The organism is Pseudomonas sp. RA_5y_Pfl1_P24, assembly GCF_963970945.1.
Taxonomy (GTDB): domain Bacteria; phylum Pseudomonadota; class Gammaproteobacteria; order Pseudomonadales; family Pseudomonadaceae; genus Aquipseudomonas; species Aquipseudomonas tritici.
The window spans coordinates 38,582-62,776 of record NZ_CAXAOJ010000007.1 but is presented as its reverse complement, the minus strand read 5'-3'; the positions used below and the strand labels follow the sequence as shown (position 1 = coordinate 62,776).

The 24,195-nt window shown below is 60.3% G+C and carries 23 protein-coding genes; 17 read left to right on the top strand and 6 right to left on the bottom strand.

The annotated features are described in order from the left end of the window. The first annotated feature begins 21 nt into the window (after positions 1-21). Positions 22-2,481: a penicillin-binding protein 1A gene (locus AACY30_RS13300; protein ID WP_445261430.1), complete on the top strand. Its 2,460-nt coding sequence runs from the start codon at positions 22-24 to the stop codon at positions 2,479-2,481. A gap of 121 nt (positions 2,482-2,602) precedes the next feature. Here the strand turns inward: AACY30_RS13300 and AACY30_RS13295 are convergent, their stop codons facing one another. The 3 genes from AACY30_RS13295 to rpmE all read right to left on the bottom strand — a co-directional run bounded on the left by AACY30_RS13295 (position 2,603) and on the right by rpmE (position 5,104). Further along, on the bottom strand, positions 2,603-3,871 hold the full coding sequence (locus tag AACY30_RS13295; RefSeq protein WP_339415550.1) for a malic enzyme-like NAD(P)-binding protein: 1,269 nt from the start codon (positions 3,869-3,871) through the stop codon (positions 2,603-2,605). A 181-nt stretch (positions 3,872-4,052) separates the two neighbouring features. Next, positions 4,053-4,859, bottom strand: coding sequence for a thermonuclease family protein (locus tag AACY30_RS13290; RefSeq protein WP_339435789.1), 807 nt, complete (start codon positions 4,857-4,859; stop codon positions 4,053-4,055). A 14-nt stretch (positions 4,860-4,873) separates the two neighbouring features. Further along, entirely contained in the window at positions 4,874-5,104 is a 231-nt protein-coding gene (rpmE, locus tag AACY30_RS13285; protein WP_049710411.1) for a 50S ribosomal protein L31, read from the bottom strand. 214 nt (positions 5,105-5,318) lie between these two features. Here rpmE and AACY30_RS13280 point away from each other — a divergent pair, with 214 nt between their 5' ends. The 10 genes from AACY30_RS13280 (at position 5,319) to AACY30_RS13235 (ending at position 18,089) form a co-directional block, all read left to right on the top strand. Continuing rightward, positions 5,319-7,538, top strand: coding sequence for a primosomal protein N' (locus AACY30_RS13280; RefSeq protein WP_339469209.1), 2,220 nt, complete (start codon positions 5,319-5,321; stop codon positions 7,536-7,538). Between the two features lie 199 nt (positions 7,539-7,737). Then, on the top strand, positions 7,738-9,474 hold the full coding sequence (argS, locus tag AACY30_RS13275; RefSeq protein ID WP_339540454.1) for an arginine--tRNA ligase: 1,737 nt from the start codon (positions 7,738-7,740) through the stop codon (positions 9,472-9,474). Between the two features lies 1 nt (position 9,475). Beyond that, on the top strand, positions 9,476-10,186 hold the full coding sequence (locus tag AACY30_RS13270; RefSeq protein WP_339415545.1) for an SPOR domain-containing protein: 711 nt from the start codon (positions 9,476-9,478) through the stop codon (positions 10,184-10,186). Between the two features lie 255 nt (positions 10,187-10,441). After that, positions 10,442-10,972 carry an ATP-dependent protease subunit HslV gene (hslV, locus tag AACY30_RS13265; RefSeq protein ID WP_049710414.1) on the top strand — a complete coding sequence of 177 codons (531 nt, stop codon included), beginning with the start codon at positions 10,442-10,444 and terminating at the stop codon, positions 10,970-10,972. 37 nt (positions 10,973-11,009) lie between these two features. Further along, positions 11,010-12,347 (top strand): ATP-dependent protease ATPase subunit HslU, encoded by a 1,338-nt coding sequence (gene hslU, locus AACY30_RS13260; RefSeq protein ID WP_339415544.1) that lies wholly within the window; start codon positions 11,010-11,012, stop codon positions 12,345-12,347. Positions 12,348-12,429: 82 nt separating this feature from the next. Continuing rightward, positions 12,430-12,807 (top strand): DUF971 domain-containing protein, encoded by a 378-nt coding sequence (locus AACY30_RS13255; protein ID WP_339540453.1) that lies wholly within the window; start codon positions 12,430-12,432, stop codon positions 12,805-12,807. A gap of 252 nt (positions 12,808-13,059) precedes the next feature. Further along, the gene (gene phaC, locus AACY30_RS13250) at positions 13,060-14,739 is read left to right on the top strand and encodes a class II poly(R)-hydroxyalkanoic acid synthase (RefSeq protein WP_339469205.1); all 1,680 of its coding nucleotides are present in this window, start codon (positions 13,060-13,062) and stop codon (positions 14,737-14,739) included. A gap of 85 nt (positions 14,740-14,824) precedes the next feature. Next, a complete protein-coding gene (gene phaZ, locus AACY30_RS13245) occupies positions 14,825-15,670 on the top strand; it encodes a poly(3-hydroxyalkanoate) depolymerase (RefSeq protein ID WP_016979176.1) in 846 nt (281 codons plus the stop codon). A gap of 88 nt (positions 15,671-15,758) precedes the next feature. Further along, positions 15,759-17,441: a class II poly(R)-hydroxyalkanoic acid synthase gene (phaC, locus tag AACY30_RS13240; protein WP_339540452.1), complete on the top strand. Its 1,683-nt coding sequence runs from the start codon at positions 15,759-15,761 to the stop codon at positions 17,439-17,441. A gap of 27 nt (positions 17,442-17,468) precedes the next feature. Beyond that, on the top strand, positions 17,469-18,089 hold the full coding sequence (locus tag AACY30_RS13235) for a TetR/AcrR family transcriptional regulator (protein WP_339415540.1): 621 nt from the start codon (positions 17,469-17,471) through the stop codon (positions 18,087-18,089). Between the two features lie 147 nt (positions 18,090-18,236). Here AACY30_RS13235 and AACY30_RS13230 read toward each other — a convergent pair whose 3' ends face one another. The 3 genes from AACY30_RS13230 to AACY30_RS13220 form a co-directional block, all read right to left on the bottom strand. Further along, the gene (locus tag AACY30_RS13230; protein ID WP_339469201.1) at positions 18,237-19,166 is read right to left on the bottom strand and encodes a phasin family protein; all 930 of its coding nucleotides are present in this window, start codon (positions 19,164-19,166) and stop codon (positions 18,237-18,239) included. A gap of 12 nt (positions 19,167-19,178) precedes the next feature. Then, the gene (locus AACY30_RS13225; RefSeq protein ID WP_065875741.1) at positions 19,179-19,601 is read right to left on the bottom strand and encodes a phasin family protein; all 423 of its coding nucleotides are present in this window, start codon (positions 19,599-19,601) and stop codon (positions 19,179-19,181) included. Between the two features lie 105 nt (positions 19,602-19,706). Further along, the gene (locus AACY30_RS13220; protein WP_339415538.1) at positions 19,707-19,982 is read right to left on the bottom strand and encodes a polyhydroxyalkanoic acid system family protein; all 276 of its coding nucleotides are present in this window, start codon (positions 19,980-19,982) and stop codon (positions 19,707-19,709) included. A 145-nt stretch (positions 19,983-20,127) separates the two neighbouring features. Between AACY30_RS13220 and ubiE the strand changes: the two genes are divergently transcribed. From ubiE to AACY30_RS13190, 6 genes are read left to right on the top strand one after another with little or no spacing between them, the layout of a single operon-like run. Next, a complete protein-coding gene (gene ubiE / locus AACY30_RS13215) occupies positions 20,128-20,898 on the top strand; it encodes a bifunctional demethylmenaquinone methyltransferase/2-methoxy-6-polyprenyl-1,4-benzoquinol methylase UbiE (RefSeq protein WP_339415537.1) in 771 nt (256 codons plus the stop codon). Beyond that, positions 20,898-21,521 carry a ubiquinone biosynthesis accessory factor UbiJ gene (locus AACY30_RS13210; RefSeq protein ID WP_339540451.1) on the top strand — a complete coding sequence of 208 codons (624 nt, stop codon included), beginning with the start codon at positions 20,898-20,900 and terminating at the stop codon, positions 21,519-21,521. The genes ubiE and AACY30_RS13210 overlap by 1 nt, the downstream gene beginning before the upstream one ends. Continuing rightward, positions 21,518-23,122 (top strand): ubiquinone biosynthesis regulatory protein kinase UbiB, encoded by a 1,605-nt coding sequence (gene ubiB, locus AACY30_RS13205; RefSeq protein ID WP_339469200.1) that lies wholly within the window; start codon positions 21,518-21,520, stop codon positions 23,120-23,122. The genes AACY30_RS13210 and ubiB overlap by 4 nt, the downstream gene beginning before the upstream one ends. A 41-nt stretch (positions 23,123-23,163) precedes the next feature. Further along, positions 23,164-23,556 (top strand): phosphoribosyl-AMP cyclohydrolase, encoded by a 393-nt coding sequence (gene hisI, locus AACY30_RS13200; protein ID WP_032893977.1) that lies wholly within the window; start codon positions 23,164-23,166, stop codon positions 23,554-23,556. Positions 23,557-23,558: 2 nt separating this feature from the next. Then, positions 23,559-23,891, top strand: a complete 333-nt coding sequence (locus tag AACY30_RS13195; RefSeq protein WP_049710425.1) for a phosphoribosyl-ATP diphosphatase — start codon at positions 23,559-23,561, stop codon at positions 23,889-23,891. A 25-nt stretch (positions 23,892-23,916) separates the two neighbouring features. Continuing rightward, on the top strand, positions 23,917-24,195 hold the full coding sequence (locus AACY30_RS13190; RefSeq protein WP_105695034.1) for a twin-arginine translocase TatA/TatE family subunit: 279 nt from the start codon (positions 23,917-23,919) through the stop codon (positions 24,193-24,195).

Below are 24,195 nucleotides of genomic sequence, written 5' to 3'. Positions count from 1 at the left end.
TCTGGAAATCCAAAAGCCTTGATTCGTCTGCTGAAGTTTTTCGGGTACTCCATTGTCGCCATCGTTTGCGGGCTGCTGCTCGTGCTCAGCGGGGCCTACCTCTACCTTAGTCCGGGTTTACCCTCCGTAGAGGCCCTTAGAAGCATCCAGTTGCAGATTCCTTTGCGGGTCTACAGCAGCGATGAAAAACTGATCGCGGAGTTCGGCGAAATGCGCCGCACACCGATTCGTTTTGCCGATATTCCACCCAATTTCATCAACGCCCTGCTGTCGGCCGAAGACGATAACTTTGCCAACCACTATGGCGTCGACCCAAGCAGCCTGCTGCGTGCGGCGACACAATTGGTAAAAAGCGGACACATTCAGTCCGGCGGCAGCACCATCACCATGCAAGTGGCGAAGAACTTCTTCCTCACCAGCGAGCGCAGCTTTTCGCGCAAGGCCACGGAGATCCTCTTGGCACTGCAGATTGAGCGCCAGTTGACCAAGGACGAGATCCTCGAGCTGTACGTAAACAAAATCTACCTGGGCAACCGTGCCTATGGGATCGAGGCGGCTTCGCAGGTCTACTACGGCAAGTCAATTCGTGATGCCAGCCTGGCGCAGATGGCCATGATTGCGGGCCTGCCAAAGGCCCCATCACGCTTCAACCCCTTGGCCAACCCGGCGCGCAGCAAAGAACGCCGCGACTGGATCCTGGGGCGCATGTACAAGCTGGGCAAGATCGACCAAGCCGCTTACGAAAGCGCCATCGCCGAGCCATTGAACGCCAGCTACCACGTGCAGACGCCGGAAGTGAACGCACCCTATATCGCCGAAATGGCGCGCGCCGAGATGGTCGGCCGCTACGGCAGCGAGGCCTACACCGAAGGTTTCCGTGTGACCACCACTGTGCCGAGCAACCTGCAGGACATCGCCAATGAGTCGGTGCATTCCGGCCTGATCACCTACGACCAGCGCCACGGCTACCGCGGCCCTGAATCGCGCCTGCCGGGCAAGACCCTGAGCGCCTGGACCACCGAGCTGGGCAAGCAACGTGCGATCAGCGGCCTGGAGCCGGCGATCGTCACCCAAGTGAACAAGGATGGCGTGCAGGTGCTGACCCGCACGGGTGAAGCCCATGTGGCATGGGACAGCATGAAATGGGCGCGCCCCTTCCTGAACACCAACAGCATGGGCGCAATGCCCAAGCAGCCGTCTGACGTGGCGCAGGTGGGTGACTTGATCCGCGTGCAACGCCAGAAGGACGACACGCTCAAATTCAGCCAGGTGCCATTGGCCCAGGGCGCTCTGGTGTCTCTGGACCCGCAGAACGGTGCAATCCGCGCGCTGGTGGGTGGTTTCTCGTTCGAGCAGAGCAACTATAACCGTGCGACCCAGGCCAAGCGCCAGCCCGGCTCGAGCTTCAAGCCGTTCATCTACAGCGCCGCACTGGACAACGGCTACACCGCCGCCAGCCTGGTCAACGATGCCCCGATCGTGTTTGTCGACGAGTACCTGGACAAAGTCTGGCGCCCGAAGAACGACAACAACACGTTCCTCGGCCCGATCCGCATCCGCGAGGCGCTGTACAAGTCACGTAACCTGGTGTCGATCCGCCTGCTGCAGGCGATGGGCGTGGGCAAGACCATCGATTACATGACGCGCTTTGGCTTTGCCAAATCCGACATGCCGCCAAACCTGTCCCTGGCGCTGGGCACCGCGACCCTTACGCCGATGGAAATCGCCACCGGCTGGAGTACCTTTGCCAACGGCGGCTACAAGATCGCGCCGTACCTGATCGACAAGATCGAAAGCCGCAACGGCGACACCCTGTTTACCGCCAACCCGCCGCGAGTGCCGGGGGATGTGGTCAACGGCGTAGCCGCGAATGATGGCCTGGCGGCCCCGAGTAATGGCGGCATCACCATTGAGCCAACCCCAGGTGCTGCGCCAACTGCCAACGCCGCTGCAACCGAACCGCAGGCGCCAGCCGTGGCCGAGCGCATCGTCGATGGCCGTACCACTTATATCCTCAACAGCATCCTTGAAGACGTGATCAAGAAGGGCACCGGCCGCCGCGCCCTGGCCCTTGGCCGCGCCGATATCGCGGGCAAGACCGGCACCACCAACGAGTCCAAGGATGCGTGGTTCTCCGGCTACAACGCCGACTACGTCACCACCGTGTGGACCGGCTACGACCAACCGGAAAGCCTTGGTCGTCGAGAGTACGGTGGCACCGTCGCGCTGCCGATCTGGATGAGCTACATGGGCGCAGCCTTGAAGGACAAGCCACTGCACACCCAGCCGGAGCCGGAAGGCATCCTCAGCCTGCGGATCGACCCGATCAGTGGCCGTGCGGCATCGCCAAGCACGCCGAATGCGTACTTCGAACTGTTCAAGAGCGAAGACACGCCGCCGTCAATTAATGAGCTGGGCAATGGCGTCGCGCCGGGCAGCCCGCTGCCAGCAGACGAGGCGGCGCCGATCGATCTCTTTTAGAGAGCGGCAAGCGGCAAGAAAAAGCTGTGATGTGCCACCCTTAAACTTGCAGCTTGCAGCTTGAAACTTCCCCATAAAAAAACCCGGCGTTCCGAGCCGGGTTTTTTTATGGGTCTACGGCTTAGCCGTTGAACACATCATCCACGCTTTGCAGCGGGTAGTTCTTCGGATACGCCAGGGTAGCCACACCGGTCTCGATGGCGGCTTTGGCCACGGCATCGGAGATCAGGGTGATCAGGCGCTTATCCATTGGTTTCGGGATGATGTACTCACGACCGAATTCCAGCTTGGCGCCACCGTAGGCATCGCACACGTCTTGAGGCACCGGCAGTTTGGCCAGTTCACGCAGGGCGTTGGCAGCAGCCACTTTCATCTCTTCGTTGATGCGCCTGGCGCGAACGTCGAGGGCGCCACGGAAGATGAACGGGAAGCCCAGAACGTTGTTGACCTGGTTCGGGTAGTCCGAACGGCCAGTGGCCATGATCACGTCGTTGCGAGTGGCATGCGCCAGTTCCGGCGAGATCTCCGGGTCCGGGTTGGAGCAGGCGAACACGATCGGGTTGGCCGCCATGGACTTCAGGCCTTCGGCGCTCAGCAGGTTCGGGCCAGACAGGCCAACGAACACGTCTGCACCGTCGAGCGCGTCAGCCAGGGTGCGCTTGGACGAAGGATGGGCAAACATCGCCTTGTACTGGTTCAGGTCGGTACGCTCGGACTGGATCACGCCCTTGCTGTCGACCATGTAGATGTTTTCCAGCTTGGCGCCCATGCTCACGATCAACTTCATGCACGAGATGGCTGCGGCGCCAGCGCCCAGGCAGACGATCTTGGCATCAGCCAGGGTTTTGCCAGCGATTTCCAGGGCGTTGATCATGCCGGCAGCGGTAACGATCGCGGTGCCGTGCTGGTCATCGTGGAATACCGGAATGTCGCACTGTTCGATCAGGGCCTTTTCGATCTCGAAGCACTCAGGTGCCTTGATGTCTTCCAGGTTGATGCCACCAAAGGTGATGGAAATGCGCTTGACCGTGTCGATGAACGCCTGCGGGCTTTCGGAGTCGACTTCGATGTCGAAAACGTCGATGCCGGCGAAGCGCTTGAACAGCACGCCTTTGCCTTCCATGACTGGCTTGGACGCCAATGGGCCAAGGTTGCCCAGGCCGAGAATCGCGGTGCCATCGGAAATCACTGCAACCAGGTTGCCTTTGCCGGTGTACTTGTACGCCAGTTCAGGGTCGCGGGCGATTTCACGTACGGGCTCGGCAACACCAGGACTGTAGGCCAGCGACAAGTCGCGGGCGGTGGCAGTGGCTTTGGTGAGCTCTACACTCAGCTTCCCTGGACGAGGATGGGCATGGTATTCGAGAGCGGCAGTTTTCAAATCAGACATATCGGCATTCCGCTTTTGCTGTTGGTCGACGGACCGCCGAGGATACGCGTGTCGCAAAGTCCCTACAAGACTGGGCAGTCACAGGTGTCAAGGCCCCAAAGTGCCGTACTTTGGTCTAAGGCCACGGGACACAAGGGCTCAAGTGTTCACAATCACCTAAAAAAATGTCTACAATTTTTTATTAATAAATCGATTTGAGCATACCGGGGTCGGTCACTGGCAGCAGCCAACGTGCCTGGCCGTTTTTCAGGGCGCCCCGCTTGGCGCGATCCTGCACCCAGCCGCGCGCCTCGATTGCCTTGCCTTGCAGACCACTTAGCCATGCGGCGTCGAATTGTTGGATGAGGTCGGGTGCAATGCGTAATACCAGTGAACCTCGCAATTCGATCCAGATTCCACCACGATTGCGTTCGATCTTGCGCACTTTACCGCTGACAAGCACGAAGCCGGATTGCTTGAGCTGCGCCACCTGTTGCACTGGCGACTGGCGCCAAAGACCCAGTCGCGCCTTGCGGGCAGTGTTTTCGGCCGCCTGCTGGCAAGTGACGAGATCGACATTGGGCGCGACGCCCACTTGGAACCCCAGGCCCTCGGCCAGCAACTGCGCTTCCAGATTCTCGCCATTGGCACCGTAGAGGTGAGCCAGCGTGCGTCCGTAGTGGTCTTTGCTCTCGCGCCCAGGCACCAGGCCGAGGCGACTGTCGCTGGCGTCAACCAATGCCTGCAAGCGCTGACGGGCAGCGACGGCGTAGGGCTCGTCGGAACGGCCTCGCCTGCCGGTCTCCGGCGCATTGAGGCCAATCATCCGTACGCTGCGACCATCCTTGAGGCGCACCGTGTCGCCATCCACCACGCGCTGCACCTCCACCCGGGCCAGGCCTGACGGCGCGGGACAGAACACCTGCGCCTGGGCAGCTGACTGCCAAATCCCAGGCACAAAAAAGGCGCCCACAAGGGACGCCTTTTTCAACAGCTGGCAAAAGCCCATAAGGCTTTTGAGCCTTACTCTGCTGGAGTAGCAGGCTTCTTGCCGAAAGCACCAAAGCGATCTGCGAAGCGCTGTACACGGCCGCCGGTGTCCAGAGTTTTCTGCTTACCGGTGTAGAACGGGTGGCACTCGTTGCATACGTCAGTACCCAGTGGCTTGCACAGGTTCGAACGCGTTTCGAACTTGTTGCCGCAGCTGCAGGTTACTTCGATGGTTTCGTACGCTGGATGGATATCGGCTTTCATGGCACTTCCTCGGGCTAGCGTGCCGCCACTCGACACTATTGTCGAATACCGCACGTAATTAGGCCGCGGATTCTACCAGACCTTTTTAATCGCGCAAGCGGCGCATCTGGCTGAATCCGCGCCTTTCATCAGAAAGTGCGGCATACCCAAGCCTGCGCCTGTCTGCTAGGCTCCCGCCCCTGCGCCACCGCCTGCCTTTATATGAGACCCCCGCGTGCCCGACGCCATTTTGCGCCTAGCCCTGCCCTCGCCCCTGCGCCGCCTGTTCGATTACCGGGCTCCGGCTGGCGTGCTGCGGGCGCAGTTACAGCCGGGCATGCGCGTACGTGTACCCTTTGGCCGGCGGGAAATGATCGGCATCCTGGTGGAAGTGGCCGACCATAGCGAAGTGCCTGCGGAAAAGCTCAAGCCCGCGCTGGCGATACTCGACGCCACCCCACCGCTGCCACCTGCGCTGTTCAAGCTGTGCCTGTGGACGGCCCAGTATTACCAGCACAGCCTGGGCGACACCTTAAGCTGGGCATTGCCGGTACTGTTGCGCCAAGGCGAACTGGCCGAAGCACGCCAGGAACGCTTCTGGTCGACGGTGCCCGGCGCGAGCCTCGACGACCCGCGTATCGCCCGCGCCCCGCGCCAACGTGAAGCCTTGGCGACACTGGCACAGCATCCCCACGGCGTGGCCCATCAACTGTTAAGCAAGCTGATGCTGAGCAAGGACAGCCTCAACCTGCTGCTGGCTAAAGGCTTGGTGCAGGTGGAGATCCGCAAGCAAGCCCCCAACGCCCGCCACGAACACTGGCTGGCCCAACCGGAATTGCCGCTGAACCCAGAGCAACGCGCTGCGTATGAAGCAATTCGTGCAGGCTTCGACAGTTTCCATGCCTTCCTGCTGGCCGGGGTCACCGGCAGCGGCAAGACCGAAGTCTATTTGCAGTTGATCCGCGAAACCCTGCAAGCCGGTAAACAGGCACTGGTGTTGATCCCCGAGATCAACCTGGGCCCGCAAACCCTGGCGCGCTTCGAACAACGCTTCAACGCACGTATCGCCCTGGTGCACTCGGCGGTCAACGACCGTGAGCGCCTGGAGTCGTGGCTGGCCGCGCGCGATGGCGAAGCCGACATTATTATCGGCACCCGTTCGGCGCTGTTCACCCCGATGAAGAACCCCGGGCTGATCATCATCGACGAGGAGCACGACGGCTCCTATAAACAGCAGGAAGGCTTGCGCTACCACGCCCGCGACCTGGCGTTGGTGCGCGCACGCCAGGAAGACATCCCGATTGTGCTGGGCTCGGCCACGCCGTCCTTGGAAAGCCTGCACAACGCCTACACCGGCCGTTACGGCCTCCTGCGCCTCAACGAGCGGGCGGGCGGCGCCAAGCAGCCACGTTTCCTACGCCTCGACGTTAAAAGTCGCCCATTGGACAGCGGTATTTCCGGGCCCATGCAACAAGCCATAGGCCAGACCCTCGCCGCCGGCCAACAGGTATTGGTGTTTCTCAATCGTCGGGGCTTTGCGCCGACCCTGCTGTGCCACGACTGTGGCTGGATGTCCGAGTGCGAGCGCTGCGATGCGCGCATGACCGTGCACCAGCGCCACGGCGAGTTGCGCTGCCATCACTGCGGTCATGTGGAGCGGCTGCCCCGCCACTGCCCGCAATGCGGCAAAGTCGACCTGCGACCTGTAGGCGCAGGCACCGAACGCGCGGAAGAGCGCCTGGGCATTCTGTTCCCCGATTACCCGGTGCTGCGCGTCGATCGCGACAGCACCTCGCGCAAAGACGCGATGAACCAACTGTTCGCGACCATTCAGAAGGGCCAGCCGTGCATCTTGATCGGCACGCAGATGCTTGCCAAAGGGCACCATTTTCCACGGGTGACCCTGGTGTCGATCCTGGACGCGGACGGCGGGCTGTTCTCCGGGGATTTCCGCGCCAGCGAACGCATGGCGCAGTTGATCGTGCAGGTCGCCGGCCGCGCAGGCCGCGCCGAAGAGCCAGGCAGGGTGATTATCCAGACACACCTGGCCGAACATCCGCTGCTGATCCAACTGACTGAACAAGGTTACTTTGCGTTCGCCGAACAGGCGCTGAGCGAACGCCGCGCCGCCGGCCTGCCACCTTTTTCGCATTTAGCGTTATTACGCGCCGAAGCCCACAAACCAGGGCAGGCCGAAAGCTTTCTGGATGAAGCGTGCAGCGCCGCCGAACGTTTGCTCGGCGAGCTGAGCCTGAGCGGCATCGAGCTGCTCGGCCCGGTGCCTGCGCCCATGGAACGCCGCGCCGGGCGTTATCGTGCTCAGCTACTCTTGCAAGCAACCTCCCGTGCGCCCCTGCATCGGCTATTAAGTAGCTGGTTGCTTGCCCTGGAGCAAATGCCCAGCGGCCGACAAGTGCGATGGTCGCTGGATGTGGACCCGGTGGATTTGTACTGATCGTTACATTGCAATCGCATGCCAGCCCCCACATTTTGAAATGTGAACAGCCTTAAATATGGAAGCGAACTTGCCCGCGATGAGGCCCGCAGGTCGCCAACCCGTCTGAATGGTTGGCAAGCCCGCCCTCGCCACGGATAATGCCCAGTTTTTCCACCTGCGCATCGCGCGCCGCCGCTTGCGGTCGAAAGAGAACACCATGAAAGACACCATTCGCCAGCTGCTCCAACAAGCCCTCACCCAACTCGTCAACGAAGGTGTGTTGCCTGAAGGCCTGACGCCGGCGATCCAGGTGGAAAACACCCGCGACAAGACCCACGGCGACTTCGCCAGCAACATTGCGATGATGCTGTCCAAGCCTGCCGGCATGAAACCACGCGACCTGGCTGAAAAAATCATTGCCGCGCTGCCTGCCGATGAAAGCGTCACCAAGGCCGAAATCGCCGGCCCTGGCTTCATCAACTTCTTCCAGAACACCCAGGCCTTGGCCAACCGCCTCGACGCGGCCTTGGTCGATGCCCATGTGGGCGCGCGCAAAGACGGCCCGGCCCAGCGCACCGTGGTCGACCTGTCGGCCCCCAACCTGGCCAAAGAGATGCACGTCGGCCACTTGCGCTCGACCATCATCGGCGACGGCGTAGCACGGGTCCTGGAGTTCCTCGGTGACGAAGTCATCCGTCAGAACCACGTCGGCGACTGGGGCACCCAGTTCGGCATGCTGATGGCCTACCTGCAGGAAAACCCGATCACCAGCGACGAATTGTCAGATCTGGAAAATTTTTATCGCGCGGCCAAGAAGCGCTTTGATGAGTCAGAAGAGTTCGCCGACCGCGCCCGTGGCTTGGTAGTGAAGCTGCAGGCCGGCGATGCCGAATGCCTGGCGTTGTGGACCAAGTTCAAGGATATCTCGCTGTCCCACTGCCAGAAGATCTACGAACTGCTCAACGTCAAGTTGACCATGGCCGATGTGATGGGCGAAAGCGCCTACAACGACGACTTGATCAATGTGGTCAACGACTTGAAGGCTGCTGGCATGCTGGTCGAGAGCAACGGCGCCCAGTGCGTGTTCCTCGACGAATTCAAGAACGCCGACGGCGAGCCGCTGCCGGTGATCATCGTCAAGGCCGATGGCGGCTACCTCTACGCCACCACTGACCTGGCGGCTGTACGCTACCGCAGCGGCACGCTCAAGGCTGACCGCGCGCTGTACTTCGTCGACCAGCGCCAGGCCCTGCACTTCCAGCAAGTGTTCGCCGTAGCGCGCAAAGCCGGTTTCGTCACCCACCCGATGCACATGGAACACATGGGCTTTGGCACCATGAACGGCGCCGATGGCCGCCCGTTCAAGACCCGCGATGGCGGCACGGTAAAGCTGATCGACCTGCTGACCGAAGCCCAGGAACGCGCCTACACCCTGGTGAAGGAAAAGAACCCGGAGCTGGCCGAAGCCGACCTGCGCAACATCGCCCGCGTGGTGGGCATTGGCGCGGTCAAATACGCCGACCTGTCCAAGCACCGCACCAGCGACTACAGCTTCAACTTCGACCTGATGCTCAATTTCGAAGGCAACACGGCGCCTTACCTGCTGTACGCCTACACCCGTGTGGCTGGCGTGTTCCGCAAGCTGGGCAAGGACTTCAGCGAAGTTGACGGCCAGATCGTGCTGGAGGCTCCGCACGAACAAGAACTGGCCGCCAAGCTCGCGCAATTCGGCGAAGTGCTGAACAGCGTCGGCGAGAAAGGCACCCCGCACATTCTGTGCACCTACCTGTACGAAGTCGCGGGCCTGTTCTCCAGCTTCTACGAGAACTGCCCGATCCTGACCGCCGACGACGAAGCCCAAAAGCAAAGCCGTCTGCGCATCGCCGCACTGGCTGGACGGACCCTCAAGCAAGGCCTGGAACTGTTGGGCCTGGAAACTCTGGAGCGTATGTAAGTTGGCTGCCAAGAAAAAACCTGCACCCAAGCGCGGCGCCAGCCGTTACCAGGCCCCGGCAAAGAAGCCTATTCCAGGCTGGCTGTGGATGGCCATCGGCCTCACCGTTGGCGCGTTTATCGTGTTCCTGATGAAACTGGAGCCAGGCCAGGGCGACGACGTCAAACGGGTCAAACAGGAGCAGCAGAAAGCCACCAAAATGGCCGAAGCCAACAAGACCGCGCCAAGCCCAACAGCACCGGTGAAGCCAAAGTACGACTTCTACACGCTGCTGCCGGAATCGGAAGTGATCGTGCCGCCTGACGCCGTACCGGAGAAAACCCTGCCGACGCCGCAAGTGCCGACCACGCCGGTCACGCCGGTCACCCCGGCAGAAGCCGCGAAAATCGACACCGCGCGCGCCCAGGCCGCATTGGCCGGGATCACTCCGCCGCCAGCACCACCGGTCGCCGAGACCAAGGCAGCGCCGGTGACCAAGTTCTTCCTGCAAGCGGGCTCGTTCCCGAAACAGGCGGATGCGGATCGCGTGCGCGCGCAGATCATCCTGCTGGGCCAAGCGGTGACGGTAGAGTCCGGTACGGTGAAGGATGCGACCTGGTACCGCGTGCTGGTGGGGCCGTTCAGCAACCGTGAACAGCTGACCGTCGCGCAGAAACAACTGGCGGGCGCAGGGTTTAGCAACCTGTTGTTACAACAACGCCAGAGCCGCTAACTCCCAGCCAACCCAGTACAAATGTGGGAGCTGGCTTGCCTGCGATGGCGGTGTAACAGTCAATATTTTCAGTAACTGACACACCGCCATCGCAGGCAAGCCAGCTCCCACATTTATTTTCAGCGGCCTCAGGACCGAGTCCGACACATAAACACAACTCGTCCGCCCTCCCGTCCTACAGTTGAAATCCCCCTCGCCACCCCCATATCAGTTTCCATCAGGGCATTTTCGCCCCGCTGCGTGGAGACTCTCCCCTTGACCACCATCGTTTCAGTACGTCGCCACGGCAAAGTCGTCATGGGCGGCGACGGCCAGGTTTCCCTTGGCAATACCGTGATGAAAGGTAACGCCAAGAAAGTGCGTCGCCTTTACCACGGCCAGGTTCTCGCGGGCTTTGCCGGCGCTACCGCCGACGCCTTCACCCTCTTCGAGCGCTTCGAAGGCCAGCTGGAAAAACACCAGGGCCACCTCGTGCGCGCCGCCGTCGAGCTCGCCAAAGAATGGCGCACCGACCGCACGCTCAGCCGCCTGGAAGCCATGTTGGCCGTCGCCAACAAAGATGCCTCCCTGATCATCACCGGTAACGGCGATGTGGTTGAGCCCGAACATGGCCTGATCGCTATGGGTTCCGGCGGTGGCTACGCCCAAGCGGCAGCCAGCGCACTGTTGAAGAAAACCGACCTGTCGGCCCGCGAAATCGTCGAGACGGCCTTGGGCATTGCCGGCGATATCTGCGTGTTCACCAACCACAATCAGACCATTGAGGAGCAGGACCTCGCCGAATAAGCCGTAGGCTTATTCTCGCTTGAGGCCGCCAAACACTATGTCCATGACTCCCCGCGAAATCGTCCATGAACTCAACCGCCATATCATCGGCCAGGACGATGCCAAGCGCGCCGTTGCCATCGCGCTGCGTAACCGCTGGCGCCGCATGCAACTGCCCGAAGAGCTGCGTGTTGAAGTAACGCCGAAAAACATCCTGATGATCGGCCCTACCGGCGTCGGTAAAACCGAAATAGCCCGTCGCTTGGCCAAACTGGCCAATGCACCGTTCATCAAGGTCGAAGCCACCAAGTTCACCGAAGTGGGCTACGTGGGCCGCGACGTCGAGTCGATCATTCGTGACTTGGCCGATGCCGCGCTGAAACTGCTGCGCGAGCAGGAAATGACCAAGGTCAGCCATCGCGCCGAAGACGCCGCGGAAGAACGCATCCTTGATGCCCTGCTGCCACCGGCACGCGCGGGTTTCAACGAAGACGCCGCACCGGCCTCGGATTCCAACACCCGCCAGCTGTTCCGCAAGCGCCTGCGTGAAGGCCAGCTGGACGACAAGGAAATCGAGATCGAAGTCGCCGAAGTCTCCGGTGTCGACATCTCCGCCCCGCCTGGCATGGAAGAAATGACCAGCCAGTTGCAGAACCTGTTCGCCAACATGGGCAAGGGCAAAAAGAAAAGCCGCAAGCTCAAGGTGAAGGAAGCGCTGAAACTGGTGCGCGACGAAGAAGCCGGGCGCCTGGTGAATGAGGAAGAGCTCAAGGCCAAGGCCCTGGAAGCGGTCGAGCAACACGGCATTGTGTTTATCGATGAAATCGACAAGGTCGCCAAGCGCGGTAACTCCGGCGGTGTGGATGTGTCCCGTGAAGGCGTGCAGCGCGACCTGCTGCCGCTGATCGAAGGCTGCACCGTGAACACCAAGCTGGGCATGGTCAAGACCGACCACATCCTGTTTATCGCCTCCGGTGCCTTCCACCTGAGCAAGCCAAGCGACCTGGTGCCGGAGCTGCAAGGCCGCCTGCCGATTCGCGTCGAGCTCAAGGCACTGACCCCGGGCGACTTCGAACGCATCCTCAGCGAACCGCATGCTTCTCTCACCGAGCAATACCGTGAGTTGCTGAAAACCGAAGGCTTGGGTATCGAGTTCCAAGCGGACGGCATCAAGCGTCTGGCGGAGATCGCCTGGCAGGTCAACGAGAAGACCGAGAACATTGGTGCGCGTCGACTGCATACCCTGCTTGAGCGTTTGCTGGAGGAAGTGTCCTTCAGCGCCGGCGACCTGGCCGGTGCGCAGAATGGCGAAGTGATCAAAATTGATGCGGATTACGTCAATAGCCACTTGGGCGAATTGGCGCAGAACGAAGATCTGTCGCGCTACATTCTGTGAGCTCAAGCTGTAAGCTACAAGCTTCAAGTTGAGCCCATTCAACTTGCCGCTTGTAGCTTAAGGCTGGCCGCTGGAGGCTCCCATGTCCAAATTCCCTACAGCTGTAAACCTGCACAAAACCTCCAACACTCTCGGCCTTACCTACGGGCCCGACGAGGTGTACCAACTCCCCGCCGAACTGCTGCGCACCCACTCGCCTTCCGCAGAAGTCCAGGGTCACGGCAAACCCATCCTGCAATTCGGCAAACTCAACGTGCGTTTGGTCAAAATAGAACCGGCCGGTCAGTACGCACTGAAATTGACCTTCGACGACGGTCATGACAGCGGACTGTTCACCTGGGACTACCTCTACCAATTGGCCGTGCGCCAGGACGCGCTGTGGGCCGACTACCTTGCCGAACTCAAAGCGACCGGCAAAACCCGCGATCCAAGTCAGTCGGTCGTGCGGCTGATGCTCTAGCCCAGGCGTCTTGCTCTTTAGAGGGCATTTTCTAATTTCATCTGCTTGAATGCCCTTTCGCGTGACCAACGATTGGTCCGCTTGCGAAAAAAATCAAACTCGGGTAACCAATGGAGCTGGCAAGTTCCCTGCATTTGACGATGCGGTATCAACGGTCACCCGAGTCGCAGTACCTGGCTTGTGTTGTGTATCGAAACTGGGTGCACAGCGGCAGTAACGGGTACTCGTCTTTCGGACAATGGAGCGTCGTAGATGAGTAACAAGAATAACGATGACTTGAAACGCCAGGCCTCGGAAAACACCCTGGGGCTGAACCCGATCATCGCGTTACGTAAAAAGGATTTACTCGCCTCGGCGAAGATGGTGCTGACCCAAGCCATCAAGCAACCGTTGCACAGCGTCAAACACGTCGCGCATTTTGGCGTGGAATTGAAGAATGTGATGTTCGGCAAATCGCAGCTGGTACCCGAAAGCGACGACCGTCGTTTCCATGACCCTGCCTGGAGCCAGAACCCGCTCTACAAACGTTATTTGCAGACCTACCTGGCGTGGCGCAAGGAACTGCACGACTGGATCGGCGACAGCAACCTGTCGGAACAGGACGTCAGCCGCGGCCACTTCGTGATCAACCTGATGACCGAAGCCATGGCCCCGACCAACAGCGCGGCCAACCCGGCGGCGGTCAAACGCTTTTTTGAAACCGGCGGCAAAAGCCTGCTTGATGGCCTTTCCCATCTGGCCAAGGACATGGTGCACAACGGCGGCATGCCGAGCCAGGTCAACATGGGCGCCTTTGAAGTGGGCAAGAGCCTGGGCACCACCGAAGGTGCCGTAGTGTTTCGCAACGACGTGCTGGAGTTGATCCAGTACAAGCCGATCACCGAACAGGTGCACGAGCGCCCGCTGTTGGTGGTGCCGCCGCAGATCAACAAATTCTATGTGTTCGACTTGAGCCCGGATAAGAGCTTGGCGCGCTTTTGCCTGCGCAATGGCCAGCAGACGTTTATCGTCAGCTGGCGCAACCCGACCAAGGCCCAGCGTGAATGGGGCCTGTCGACCTATATCGAAGCGCTCAAGGAAGCGGTCGACGTGGTCACCGCGATCACGGGCAGCAAAGACATCAACATGCTCGGCGCCTGCTCCGGTGGCATTACCTGCACCGCGCTGCTGGGCCACTACGCGGCGCTGGGCGAGAAGAAGGTCAACGCACTGACCCTGCTGGTGAGCGTGCTGGACACCACGCTGGACACCCAGGTGGCGCTGTTTGTCGACGAACAGACCCTGGAAGCGGCCAAGCGCCATTCCTATCAAGCCGGCGTGCTGGAAGGCCGCGACATGGCCAAGGTGTTCGCCTGGATGCGCCCCAACGACCTGATCTGGAACTACTGGGTCAACAACTACCTGCTCGGCAACGAGCCGCCGGTGTTCGATATCTTGTTCTGGAACAACGACACCACGCGCTTGCCGGCCGCCTTCCACGGCGACCTCATCGAACTGTTCAAAAATAATCCACTGGTCCGCGCCAACGCCCTGGAAGTGTGCGGTACGCCGATTGACCTCAAGCAGGTCACCGCCGATATCTATTCACTGGCCGGCACCAACGACCACATCACGCCGTGGCAGTCTTGCTACAAGTCGGCGCAGCTGTTTGGTGGGAAGGTTGAATTCGTGTTGTCCAGCAGCGGTCACATCCAGAGCATTCTTAATCCACCGGGCAATCCCAAGGCGCGTTACCAGACCAGTGACAGCCTCACGGCGAAACCGCTGGAATGGCAGGAGAATGCAACCAAGCACACCGATTCCTGGTGGCTGCATTGGCAGGTATGGCAGGCGGAGCGGGCGGGGAAGTTGAAGAAAGCACCGACGGCATTAGGTAATAAAACGTACGCCGCAGCCGAAGCGGCGCCGGGAACATATGTGCATGAACGATAGCTGCAAGCTACAAGCCTCAAGCTGATTGAGTTCAGCTTGTAGCTTGAAGCTCGCAACTGCCCCCCCTAACCCGAAGGGTTCCCCCATGCCTCAACCGTTCATCTTCCGTACCATCGACCTGGATGGCCAGACCATCCGCACGGCGGTGCGCCCGGGCAAGCCTCACTTGACGCCTTTGCTGATCTTCAATGGCATCGGCGCCAACCTTGAGCTGGTGTTTCCGTTCGTCCAGGCGCTGGACCCGGACCTGGAAGTGATCGCCTTCGATGTGCCCGGCGTGGGCGGTTCGTCGACGCCCAACCGGCCCTACCGTTTTCCCGGCCTGGCCAAACTTACCGCGCGCATGCTCGATTACCTGGACTACGGCCAGGTCAACGCAGTGGGTGTGTCGTGGGGTGGCGCGCTAGCGCAGCAATTCGCCTACGACTACCCGGAGCGTTGTAAAAAGCTGATCCTCGCGGCCACGGCAGCGGGTGCGGTGATGGTGCCGGGCAAGCCCAAAGTGCTGTGGCTGATGGCCAGCCCACGCCGCTACATCCAACCGTCCCACGTGGTGCGCATTGCGCCGATGATTTACGGCGGCTCGTTCCGCCGCGATTCGAAACTGGCCGCCGAACACGCGAGCAAAGTGCGCTCGGCCGGCAAGCTGGGTTACTACTGGCAGCTGTTTGCCGGGCTGGGTTGGACCAGCATCCATTGGCTGCACAAAATCCGCCAACCCACCCTGGTGCTGGCCGGGGACGACGACCCACTGATCCCGCTGATCAACATGCGCATGCTCGCCTGGCGCATTCCCAATGCGCAGTTGCACATCATCGATGATGGCCACCTATTCCTGATCACCCGGGCCGAAGCCGTGGCGCCGATCATCATGAAATTTCTCGAAGAGGAGCGCATGCGCGCGGTGATTCATCCGCGACCGGCGGTGTAAGGACCACACCGCCGCGCAACTTGCCAGGAACCGACTATGGTTCTGAATTGGCGTGCCTGTTGATGGCTTGACGAAGGAGTGTTGGCTCATGCGAGAAAGACCCGTGACGAAACCGGCGCCCACCCCTGCCGCGTTCATCAATGCGCAAAATGCGATCACCGGCCTGCGAGGCCGGGATTTACTGTCAACCCTGCGCAGCGTCGCCGCCCACGGCTTGCGCAACCCGGTGCATACCGCGCGCCACGCCGTGGCGCTGGGCGGGCAATTGGGCCGTGTATTGCTGGGCGAAACCGTGCATGCGCCCAACCCCAATGACAGCCGCTTCACCGACCCCACCTGGAAACTCAACCCCCTGTACCGGCGCAGCCTGCAAGCCTATTTGAGCTGGCAGAAGCAATCACGCCAGTGGATTGACGACAGCACCCTGAGCGACGATGACCGGGCACGGGCGCATTTTGCGTTCGCCCTGTTCAACGATGCCGTCTCGCCTTCCAACAGCCTGCTCAACCCGCTGGCCATCAAGGAACTGCTCAACTCCGGTGGCAACAGTGTGGTGCGCGGCGTGAGTAACCTGCTCGAGGACCTGCTGCACAACAATGGCCTGCCACGCCAGGTGAGCAAGCACGCGTTCGAAGTGGGCAAGACGGTCGCCACTACACCCGGCTCAGTGGTGTTTCGCAATGAGCTGCTGGAGCTGATCCAGTACAAGCCCATGAGCGAAAAACAATATGCCAAGCCCCTGCTGGTGGTGCCGCCGCAAATCAACAAGTACTACATTTTCGACCTGAGCCCGGCCAACAGCTTTGTGCAATACGCCCTGAAAAACGGCCTGCAGACCTTCATGATCAGTTGGCGAAACCCGGACGTGCGGCACCGCGAATGGGGCCTTTCGACCTACGTCGCCGCCGCAGAAGAAGCGCTCAACGTGTGCCGGACGATCACCGGCGCGCGCGAGGTCAACCTGATGGGCGCCTGCGCCGGCGGCCTGACCATCGCCGCGCTGCAAGGCCACCTGCAAGCCAAGCGTCAGTTGCGGCGCGTCTCCAGCGCCAGCTACCTGGTCAGCCTGCTGGACAGCCAGATCGACAGCCCCGCCACACTGTTCGCCGACGAGCAAACCCTGGAAGCCGCCAAGCGCCGCTCTTACCAGCAAGGCGTGCTGGATGGCCGCGACATGGCCAAAGTCTTTGCCTGGATGCGCCCCAATGACCTGATCTGGAACTATTGGATCAACAACTACCTGCTGGGCAAGGAGCCGCCGGCCTTCGACATCCTGTACTGGAACAACGACAACACGCGCCTGCCCGCCGCGCTGCACGGCGACCTGCTGGACTTCTTCAAGCACAACCCACTCAGCCATCCCGGCGGCCTGGAGGTGTGCGGCACGCCTATCGATCTGCAAAAGGTCACGGTGGACAGTTTCAGTGTGGCCGGGATCAACGACCACATCACGCCGTGGGACGCGGTGTACCGCTCGACCCAACTGCTGGGCGGTGAGCGACGCTTCGTGCTCTCCAACAGCGGGCACATCCAGAGCATCCTCAACCCGCCGGGCAACCCAAAGGCCAATTACGTCGAAAACCCTAAGATGAGCAGCGACCCGCGCGCCTGGTACTACGACGCCCACCACATCGAGGGTAGCTGGTGGCCGCAATGGCTGGAGTGGATCCAGCAACGCTCAGGCGTGCAACGCGAAACCCTCACCGCCCTGGGCAACCAGAATTACCCACCGATGGAAGCAGCGCCTGGCACCTATGTTCGGGTGCGTTGAGCTCAACGATCACATTAAGAAGACTGGATGAAGACGCGCGACCGTATCCTTGAATGTGCCCTGCAGTTGTTCAACCAGAAGGGCGAGCCGAACGTGTCGACCATGGAGGTGGCCAATGAAATGGGGATCAGCCCCGGCAACCTTTACTACCACTTCCATGGCAAGGAGCCGCTGGTCCTCGGCCTGTTCGAGCGCTTTCAGAATGAGCTGGCGCCGCTGCTCAACCCACCCGCCGACGCACAGCTGGAAGCCGAGGATTACTGGCTGTTCCTGCACCTGATCGTCGAGCGTATGGCCCATTACCGGTTCCTGTTCCAGGACCTGTCGAACCTGGCCGGGCGCCTGCCAAAGCTGGCCAAAGGTATTCGCAACCTGCTCACGGCGCTCAAGCGCACCCTGGCTTCGTTGCTGGCGAGGCTGAAGGCGGCGGGGCAGTTGGTGAGTGGCACTCAAGCCTTGGGGCAACTGGTGGAGCAGATCACCATGACCTTGTTGTTTTCCCTGGATTACCAGCGGATTCTCGACCGTGAAGGCGAGGTGCGGGTGGTGGTGTACCAAATCATGATGTTGGTGGCGCCGCATCTGTTATTGCCGGCGCGACTCGCAACCGAGACGTTCGCGCTGAAATACCTGGATGACCCCATCTGAAAATGTGAGAGCTGGCTTGCCTGCGAGAGCACTTGACCCGTCAGCTCACGTGGGGCCTGACACCCCGCAATCGCAGGCAAGCCAGCTCCCACCCATAAAAAATACCCGACCTTTGCAGGCCGGGCATTTTTTGTGTCCTGGGGAAAATCAGGACTGACTGGATGGCGTCGGGGTTGCCGGCGTTGCAGTCGGGGTCACAGCAGCAGGCGTCGGTGCGGACACCGAGTTGGCTGTGGAAGCGGTTGGTGCCGGAGCAGCAGGCTTGGGTGCGGCTGGTTTTTTCGCTACTGCTGGCTTCTTCGCGGCGGCTGGTTTTGCAGCAGGTTTGGCTGCAACAGGTTTCGCGACCGGCTTCGCGGCGGCGGGCTTGGATGCTGGTTTGGCAGCAGGCTTTGCAGCTGCGGTTTTAGCCGCAGGCTTGGCGGCTGGTTTTGCTGCTGCCTTGGCTGCGGGCTTAGCAGCAGCTTTAGCGGCTACCGGTTTAGCAGCAGGCTTTGCGGCGGGCTTGGCAGCTGCCGTTTTTGCCGCAGGCTTGGCGGCTGGTTTAGCAGCAACTTTGGCTGGTGCCTTGGTCGCAGCTTTGGCAGCCGGTTTGGCGGCAGCTTTCACGGCAGGTTTGGCAGCAGCGGTTTTAGCAGCCGGCTTGGCAGCGGGTTTAGCGGCGGCAGTTTTCGCCGGAGCTACTTTGGCACCCGTCAGCTTTTCAATTTGCTTGGTCAGGGTATCGACCTTACTGTGCAGCGTCTTCAGTTCTGCTTTGCTAGGCACGCCCAGTCGCGAAATGGCACTGTTAAGGCGCTTGTCGAAAGTTTCTTCCAACTTGCCCCAAGTGTCAGAAATGCTCGATTTGGCGGAACCGGCAGTTGCCTTGGCCGCATCAACTTTTTTACCAACCGTGGTTTTGGTCAACTTCTCGGCCTTCTCGCCGTCCTTGACCAAAGTCTCGAAGTACTTGCCACCGTCACTGCTAACCTTCGAGTACACGCCTAAACCAGCAAGCCAGATCTTACGGGAATATTTTTCAACTTCCCCGACCCACGAGCTGCCTTCTTTCTGAGTAGTCTTTTTAACAGCCATCCCGATGTCTCCTTAGTGTTTACGCGCGACACGTTCTAGCAATGTCGTCAGCTCTTCGAGCTTAGCAGAGAGTGTCTCAACGTCATGTTTAGACGCAATGCCGATTCGATTCAAGGCACTTGCAACACGCGTATCAAAAGCTTTTTCAACTTTATCCAGCTGAACTTCTACCAGGCCTTTGACGGAGGAGACATTACTCTTGACTTGATCAATCTGACTGTTGGCGGCCTCAAGTTGTTCAACTGCAACTTTTTTACCTTTACTTTCAACATGTTGACCAGTTTTAACCAGCTCTTTGAAATACTCGCCGCCCTCACTTCCAACCTTGGCATAGGCACCAAGTCCCGCCAGCCAGATCTTGCGGGCGTAGGATTTAACGTCGCTCAGCGTAGTGGTCTCGACGTCGATTTTTTTCTTCAGGATAACTTTGGCCATGGTGCACCTCACGCAGAATAGGGTGGAGGAACGGCCCGCAGGAGTTGAGGGCTTGGGCACAAAGTAGGGTGAAAAATTAGAATCGGCACCCTAAGAACGAGCGGATCACGCCAGCGCCTTATCCAGCGCCTTTTCAATTTCAGACTTGATGGAGCCGCTCATGGCCGACATCAACAGGCCCAGTTCCACATCAATGCGTAAAGAATCGTCGGCCACTACTACCGTGCCTTTCACCCCTGAACGCTTGAGGTTCAAGGTGTCCCCGGACCACGACGGCTCGAGGCCATATTGCTCCTTGAGTTTTTGCGCCAACTTGTCGGCCTTTGCCCGTGCGCCTTCTTTACCCAGGGAATGTGCACGCTCAACGGTTATACGGGCCATTGCAATGACTCCTCTTTATAGCGACGTTGTAAACCTTCCATGCGGCAAAAGGTCTCTGTGATGACCTATCTTACCTGCAGCCTTGCCAAGACAAAGCAGGCCTTGGGGATTATCATGTGCCGCATTCTCTTTTGGTGACAGCGATATGACTGATCAGCGCAAAGGCAGCGATGCCGAACCCACCACTCACTTCGGCTTCAAGAACGTCCCGGAAAGCCAAAAAGCGGAAAAAGTCGCTGAGGTGTTCCACTCTGTAGCCGCCAAGTACGACCTGATGAACGACGTGCTGTCGGGCGGTATGCACCGCCTGTGGAAGCGCTTCACCATCGAGCTGTCGGGTGTACGCACCGGCAACCGTGTGTTGGATATCGCCGGCGGCACGGGCGACCTGGCAGCGAAGTTCTCCAAGCTCGTTGGCCCGACCGGCCAGGTGGTGTTGGCGGACATCAACGGTTCGATGCTCAAGGTCGGTCGCGACCGCCTGCTCGACAAAGGCGTGGCCGGCAATATCGAATTCGTCCAGGCCGACGCTGAAAAGCTGCCGTTCCCCGACAACCATTTCGACTGCGTGACCATCGCTTTCGGCCTGCGCAACGTGACCCACAAGGAAGACGCGATCCGCTCGATGCTGCGCGTGCTCAAGCCGGGCGGCCGCCTGTTGGTGCTGGAATTCTCCAAGCCGACCAACGCGCTGATGTCCAAGGTCTACGACACCTACTCGTTCGCCTTCATGCCGTTGATGGGCAAGCTGATCACCAATGACGCCGAGAGCTACCGCTACCTGGCCGAATCGATCCGCATGCACCCTGACCAGGAAACCCTCAAGTCGATGATGGTAGAGGCCGGTTTCGACCGGGTGACTTACCACAACATGACCTCGGGCGTCGTCGCGCTGCACCGCGGCATCAAGCCCTGATGTTGTTCGCCGGACTTCTCGCCAGCGTCGAACACGGCCTCAATCGTGTACTGCGCCTGGACAGCACCGCCCTGGCGCGGCTTGCGCACCTCAACGGCAAAGTCATTGCCGTCGATTGCCGCAGCCCCGCCTTGCAGCTGTTTATCCTGCCCAGCGATGAAGGCCTGATGCTTGCGAGCCAATGGGCCGCCGAGGCCGATTGCACCTTGCGTGCGCCGGCATCGAGCCTGTTGCACCTGGCCCTGAGTCGCAACAAGACCGCCATCCTGCACAGTGCGGAACTGGAGCTGGAAGGCGACAGCGCGGCGCTGATGGACATCGCCGCCGTGTTGCAAGACCTGGAACTGGACTGGGAATACGAGCTGTCCCGCTGGATCGGCCCCGTGGCTACCCAGTTGATCAGCGGACACCTGCGCAGCAGGTCGCGTTGGTACCAGCAAGGGTTCGCCAGCCTCAACCAGAACCTTGCCGAATACCTGAGCGAAGAATCGCGCACCCTGGTCGGAGAACGGGAAGCGCAAGCGCGCTTTCGTGAACTCGACAAGGCCAAAATCGACCTGGAACGCCTTGAGGCACGCTTCGAGCGCCTGAGCCGTTCCCTTGATCCAAGCGATAACGCATGAAGCTGCTTGCCGTCCGCCGTTTGTTTCGTATCCAGCGCGTCGTAATCCGCTACCGCCTTGATGACCTGCTGTTCGCCCTGCCCCTGCCGTGGTTCCTGCTTGCCGTGCGCTATGTGCTGCCATGGCGTTGGTTCCCGCGTAAACAGCTGGAGCTGAGCAGGGGCGCACGCCTGCGCCTGGCCTTGCAGGACCTGGGGCCGATCTTTATCAAGTTCGGGCAGATCCTCTCGACCCGTCGCGATTTGTTGCCGGAAGACATCGCCGACGAGCTGATGCTGCTGCAGGACCGCGTGCCACCCTTCGATTCCCAGCAATCGATGAAGCTGATCGAAGAGCAGCTTGGCAAGAAGATCAGCGAAGTCTTCAGCCGCTTCGACGTCGAGCCACTGGCCTCGGCCTCGGTCGCGCAAGTGCACGCAGCGCGGCTCAAGACCGGCGAAGAAGTGGTGGTGAAGGTGATCCGTCCAGGCCTCAAGCCAATCATCGGACAGGACCTGGCGTGGTTGTTCATCCTCGCCCGCGCCGCCGAGCGCTTCAGCGCCGATGCGCGCCTGTTGCACCCAGTGGACGTGGTCGCCGACTACGAAAAAACCATCTACGACGAACTCGACCTGCTGCGCGAAGCGGCCAACGCCAGCCAGCTCAAGCGCAACTTCGAAGGCTCGCCGTTGCTGTACGTGCCGCAAGTGTATTGGGACTGGTGCCGACCCAAAGTGCTGGTGATGGAGCGCATCTACGGCGTGCAGGTCACCGACCTTGCGACCCTGGCCGACCAGCGTACCGACATGAAGATGCTCGCCGAGCGTGGTGTGGAGATTTTCTTCACCCAGGTGTTCCGTGACAGTTTCTTCCACGCCGACATGCACCCGGGCAACATCTTCGTCAGCACCGTCAACCCGTGGAGCCCGCAATACATTGCGATCGACTGCGGTATCGTCGGCAGCCTGACCCCGGAGGACCAGGACTACCTGGCGCGTAACCTGTTTGCCTTCTTCAAGCGTGACTATCGCCGCGTGGCGCAGTTGCACATCGACTCGGGCTGGGTACCGGCAGAAACCAAACTCAACGAATTCGAAGCGGCGATCCGCACCGTGTGCGAGCCGATCTTTGAAAAACCGTTAAAAGATATTTCATTCGGCCAGGTGCTGATGCGCCTGTTCCAGACCGCGCGGCGCTTCAATATGGAAGTGCAGCCGCAGCTGGTGCTGTTGCAAAAGACCCTGCTGAACATCGAAGGCCTGGGCCGTCAGCTGTACCCGGACCTCGACCTGTGGAACACCGCCCAACCGTTCCTGGAGCGCTGGATGCGCGAGCGGATGAGCCCGAAGACCATGCTGGGCAACCTGCACAGTCAGATGGAACAACTGCCGCATCTGGCCAACATGACCCGCGACTTGTTGGAGCGCATGTCCCAGCCCCACGCCAAGGACCCGGCGCCGCTGTGGCAGAAACGCAAGGACGACTGGTTCCTGCGCCTGCTGGGTGCAGCCCATCTGGTCGGCGGCGTAATGCTGGCGATTGGGGGCCCGCTGAACCCTCTGGGGCACTGGCCGGCTGGCATCATGGTCGCCGTGGGTGTTTATCTGATCGTGCGTCGATAGCCAATCCGGTTATACACTGTCGCAAATTGCCGGAGCCGAACATGAAAGACTGGCTGGACGAGATCAAGTGGGACAGTGACGGCCTGGTGCCGGCCATTGCCCAGGACTACAAGACCGGGCGCGTGCTGATGATGGCCTGGATGAACCGCGAGGCCCTGAGCCTCACTGCCGCTGAGCAGCGCGCCATCTACTGGTCACGCTCGCGTGGCAAACTGTGGCGCAAGGGCGAAGAGTCCGGGCACGTGCAAACCTTGCACGAGCTACGCCTGGACTGCGACGCCGACGTGGTGATCCTCAAGGTCGAGCAGATCGGCGGCATCGCTTGCCATACCGGCCGTCACAGCTGCTTCTATCGCGTGTTCGAGAATGGCGAATGGAAGATCGTCGAGCCGGTACTCAAAGACCCGCACGCCATCTACCCGGCAGGACACTAGACATGAGCGATACCCTGAACCGTGTGGCCCAGGTGCTGGAGGACCGCAAAGGTGCGGATGCCGACAGCTCCTATGTCGCCAGCCTGTATCACAAGGGCCTGAACAAGATTCTGGAAAAACTCGGCGAAGAATCCGTCGAGACCATCATCGCGGCCAAAGACGCGCAAATCAGCGGCGACTGCAGCGATGTGATCTACGAAACCGCCGACCTTTGGTTCCACAGCCTGGTCATGCTCGCCCAACTGGGGCAGCATCCGCAGGCTGTACTGGATGAACTGGACCGTCGCTTTGGCTTGTCCGGGCATGCCGAAAAGGCTTCGCGTCCGTCCACTTGAATAACGTTGACTGAGGATTTGCAGCATGGGCATTTTTGACTGGAAACACTGGATCGTCATTCTGGTGGTCGTGGTACTGGTGTTCGGCACCAAGAAACTCAAAAACCTCGGTACCGACGTGGGCGAGTCGATCAAGGGCTTTCGCAAAGCCATGAACGATGATGAAAAACCGGCCGACCCGGTCGCCAATCCGGTACCGCCGGCCCAGCCTGTGCACCCGCAGGCCGCCCAGCCGATCACCGAGCGTCGTACCTTCGACGTGCAGGCTGAGAAAGTCGAAGAGCCGACCCGCAAAGACTCGTGA

Excerpts from the sequence above, each read along its gene's own strand:
- ubiB (WP_339469200.1), top strand. The coding sequence starts at position 21,518 with ATGAAGCTGCTTGCCGTCCGCCGTTTGTTTCGTATCCAGCGCGTCGTA.
- rpmE (WP_049710411.1), bottom strand. The coding sequence starts at position 5,104 with ATGAAAGCCGATATCCATCCAGCGTACGAAACCATCGAAGTAACCTGC.
- AACY30_RS13290 (WP_339435789.1), bottom strand. The coding sequence starts at position 4,859 with ATGGGCTTTTGCCAGCTGTTGAAAAAGGCGTCCCTTGTGGGCGCCTTT.
- AACY30_RS13230 (WP_339469201.1), bottom strand. The coding sequence starts at position 19,166 with ATGGCTGTTAAAAAGACTACTCAGAAAGAAGGCAGCTCGTGGGTCGGG.
- AACY30_RS13235 (WP_339415540.1), top strand. The coding sequence starts at position 17,469 with ATGAAGACGCGCGACCGTATCCTTGAATGTGCCCTGCAGTTGTTCAAC.
- AACY30_RS13225 (WP_065875741.1), bottom strand. The coding sequence starts at position 19,601 with ATGGCCAAAGTTATCCTGAAGAAAAAAATCGACGTCGAGACCACTACG.
- phaZ (WP_016979176.1), top strand. The coding sequence starts at position 14,825 with ATGCCTCAACCGTTCATCTTCCGTACCATCGACCTGGATGGCCAGACC.
- phaC (WP_339540452.1), top strand. The coding sequence starts at position 15,759 with ATGCGAGAAAGACCCGTGACGAAACCGGCGCCCACCCCTGCCGCGTTC.
- hisI (WP_032893977.1), top strand. The coding sequence starts at position 23,164 with ATGAAAGACTGGCTGGACGAGATCAAGTGGGACAGTGACGGCCTGGTG.
- ubiE (WP_339415537.1), top strand. The coding sequence starts at position 20,128 with ATGACTGATCAGCGCAAAGGCAGCGATGCCGAACCCACCACTCACTTC.
- AACY30_RS13255 (WP_339540453.1), top strand. The coding sequence starts at position 12,430 with ATGTCCAAATTCCCTACAGCTGTAAACCTGCACAAAACCTCCAACACT.
- argS (WP_339540454.1), top strand. The coding sequence starts at position 7,738 with ATGAAAGACACCATTCGCCAGCTGCTCCAACAAGCCCTCACCCAACTC.
- AACY30_RS13220 (WP_339415538.1), bottom strand. The coding sequence starts at position 19,982 with ATGGCCCGTATAACCGTTGAGCGTGCACATTCCCTGGGTAAAGAAGGC.
- hslU (WP_339415544.1), top strand. The coding sequence starts at position 11,010 with ATGTCCATGACTCCCCGCGAAATCGTCCATGAACTCAACCGCCATATC.
- AACY30_RS13195 (WP_049710425.1), top strand. The coding sequence starts at position 23,559 with ATGAGCGATACCCTGAACCGTGTGGCCCAGGTGCTGGAGGACCGCAAA.
- AACY30_RS13295 (WP_339415550.1), bottom strand. The coding sequence starts at position 3,871 with ATGTCTGATTTGAAAACTGCCGCTCTCGAATACCATGCCCATCCTCGT.
- AACY30_RS13190 (WP_105695034.1), top strand. The coding sequence starts at position 23,917 with ATGGGCATTTTTGACTGGAAACACTGGATCGTCATTCTGGTGGTCGTG.
- phaC (WP_339469205.1), top strand. The coding sequence starts at position 13,060 with ATGAGTAACAAGAATAACGATGACTTGAAACGCCAGGCCTCGGAAAAC.
- AACY30_RS13210 (WP_339540451.1), top strand. The coding sequence starts at position 20,898 with ATGTTGTTCGCCGGACTTCTCGCCAGCGTCGAACACGGCCTCAATCGT.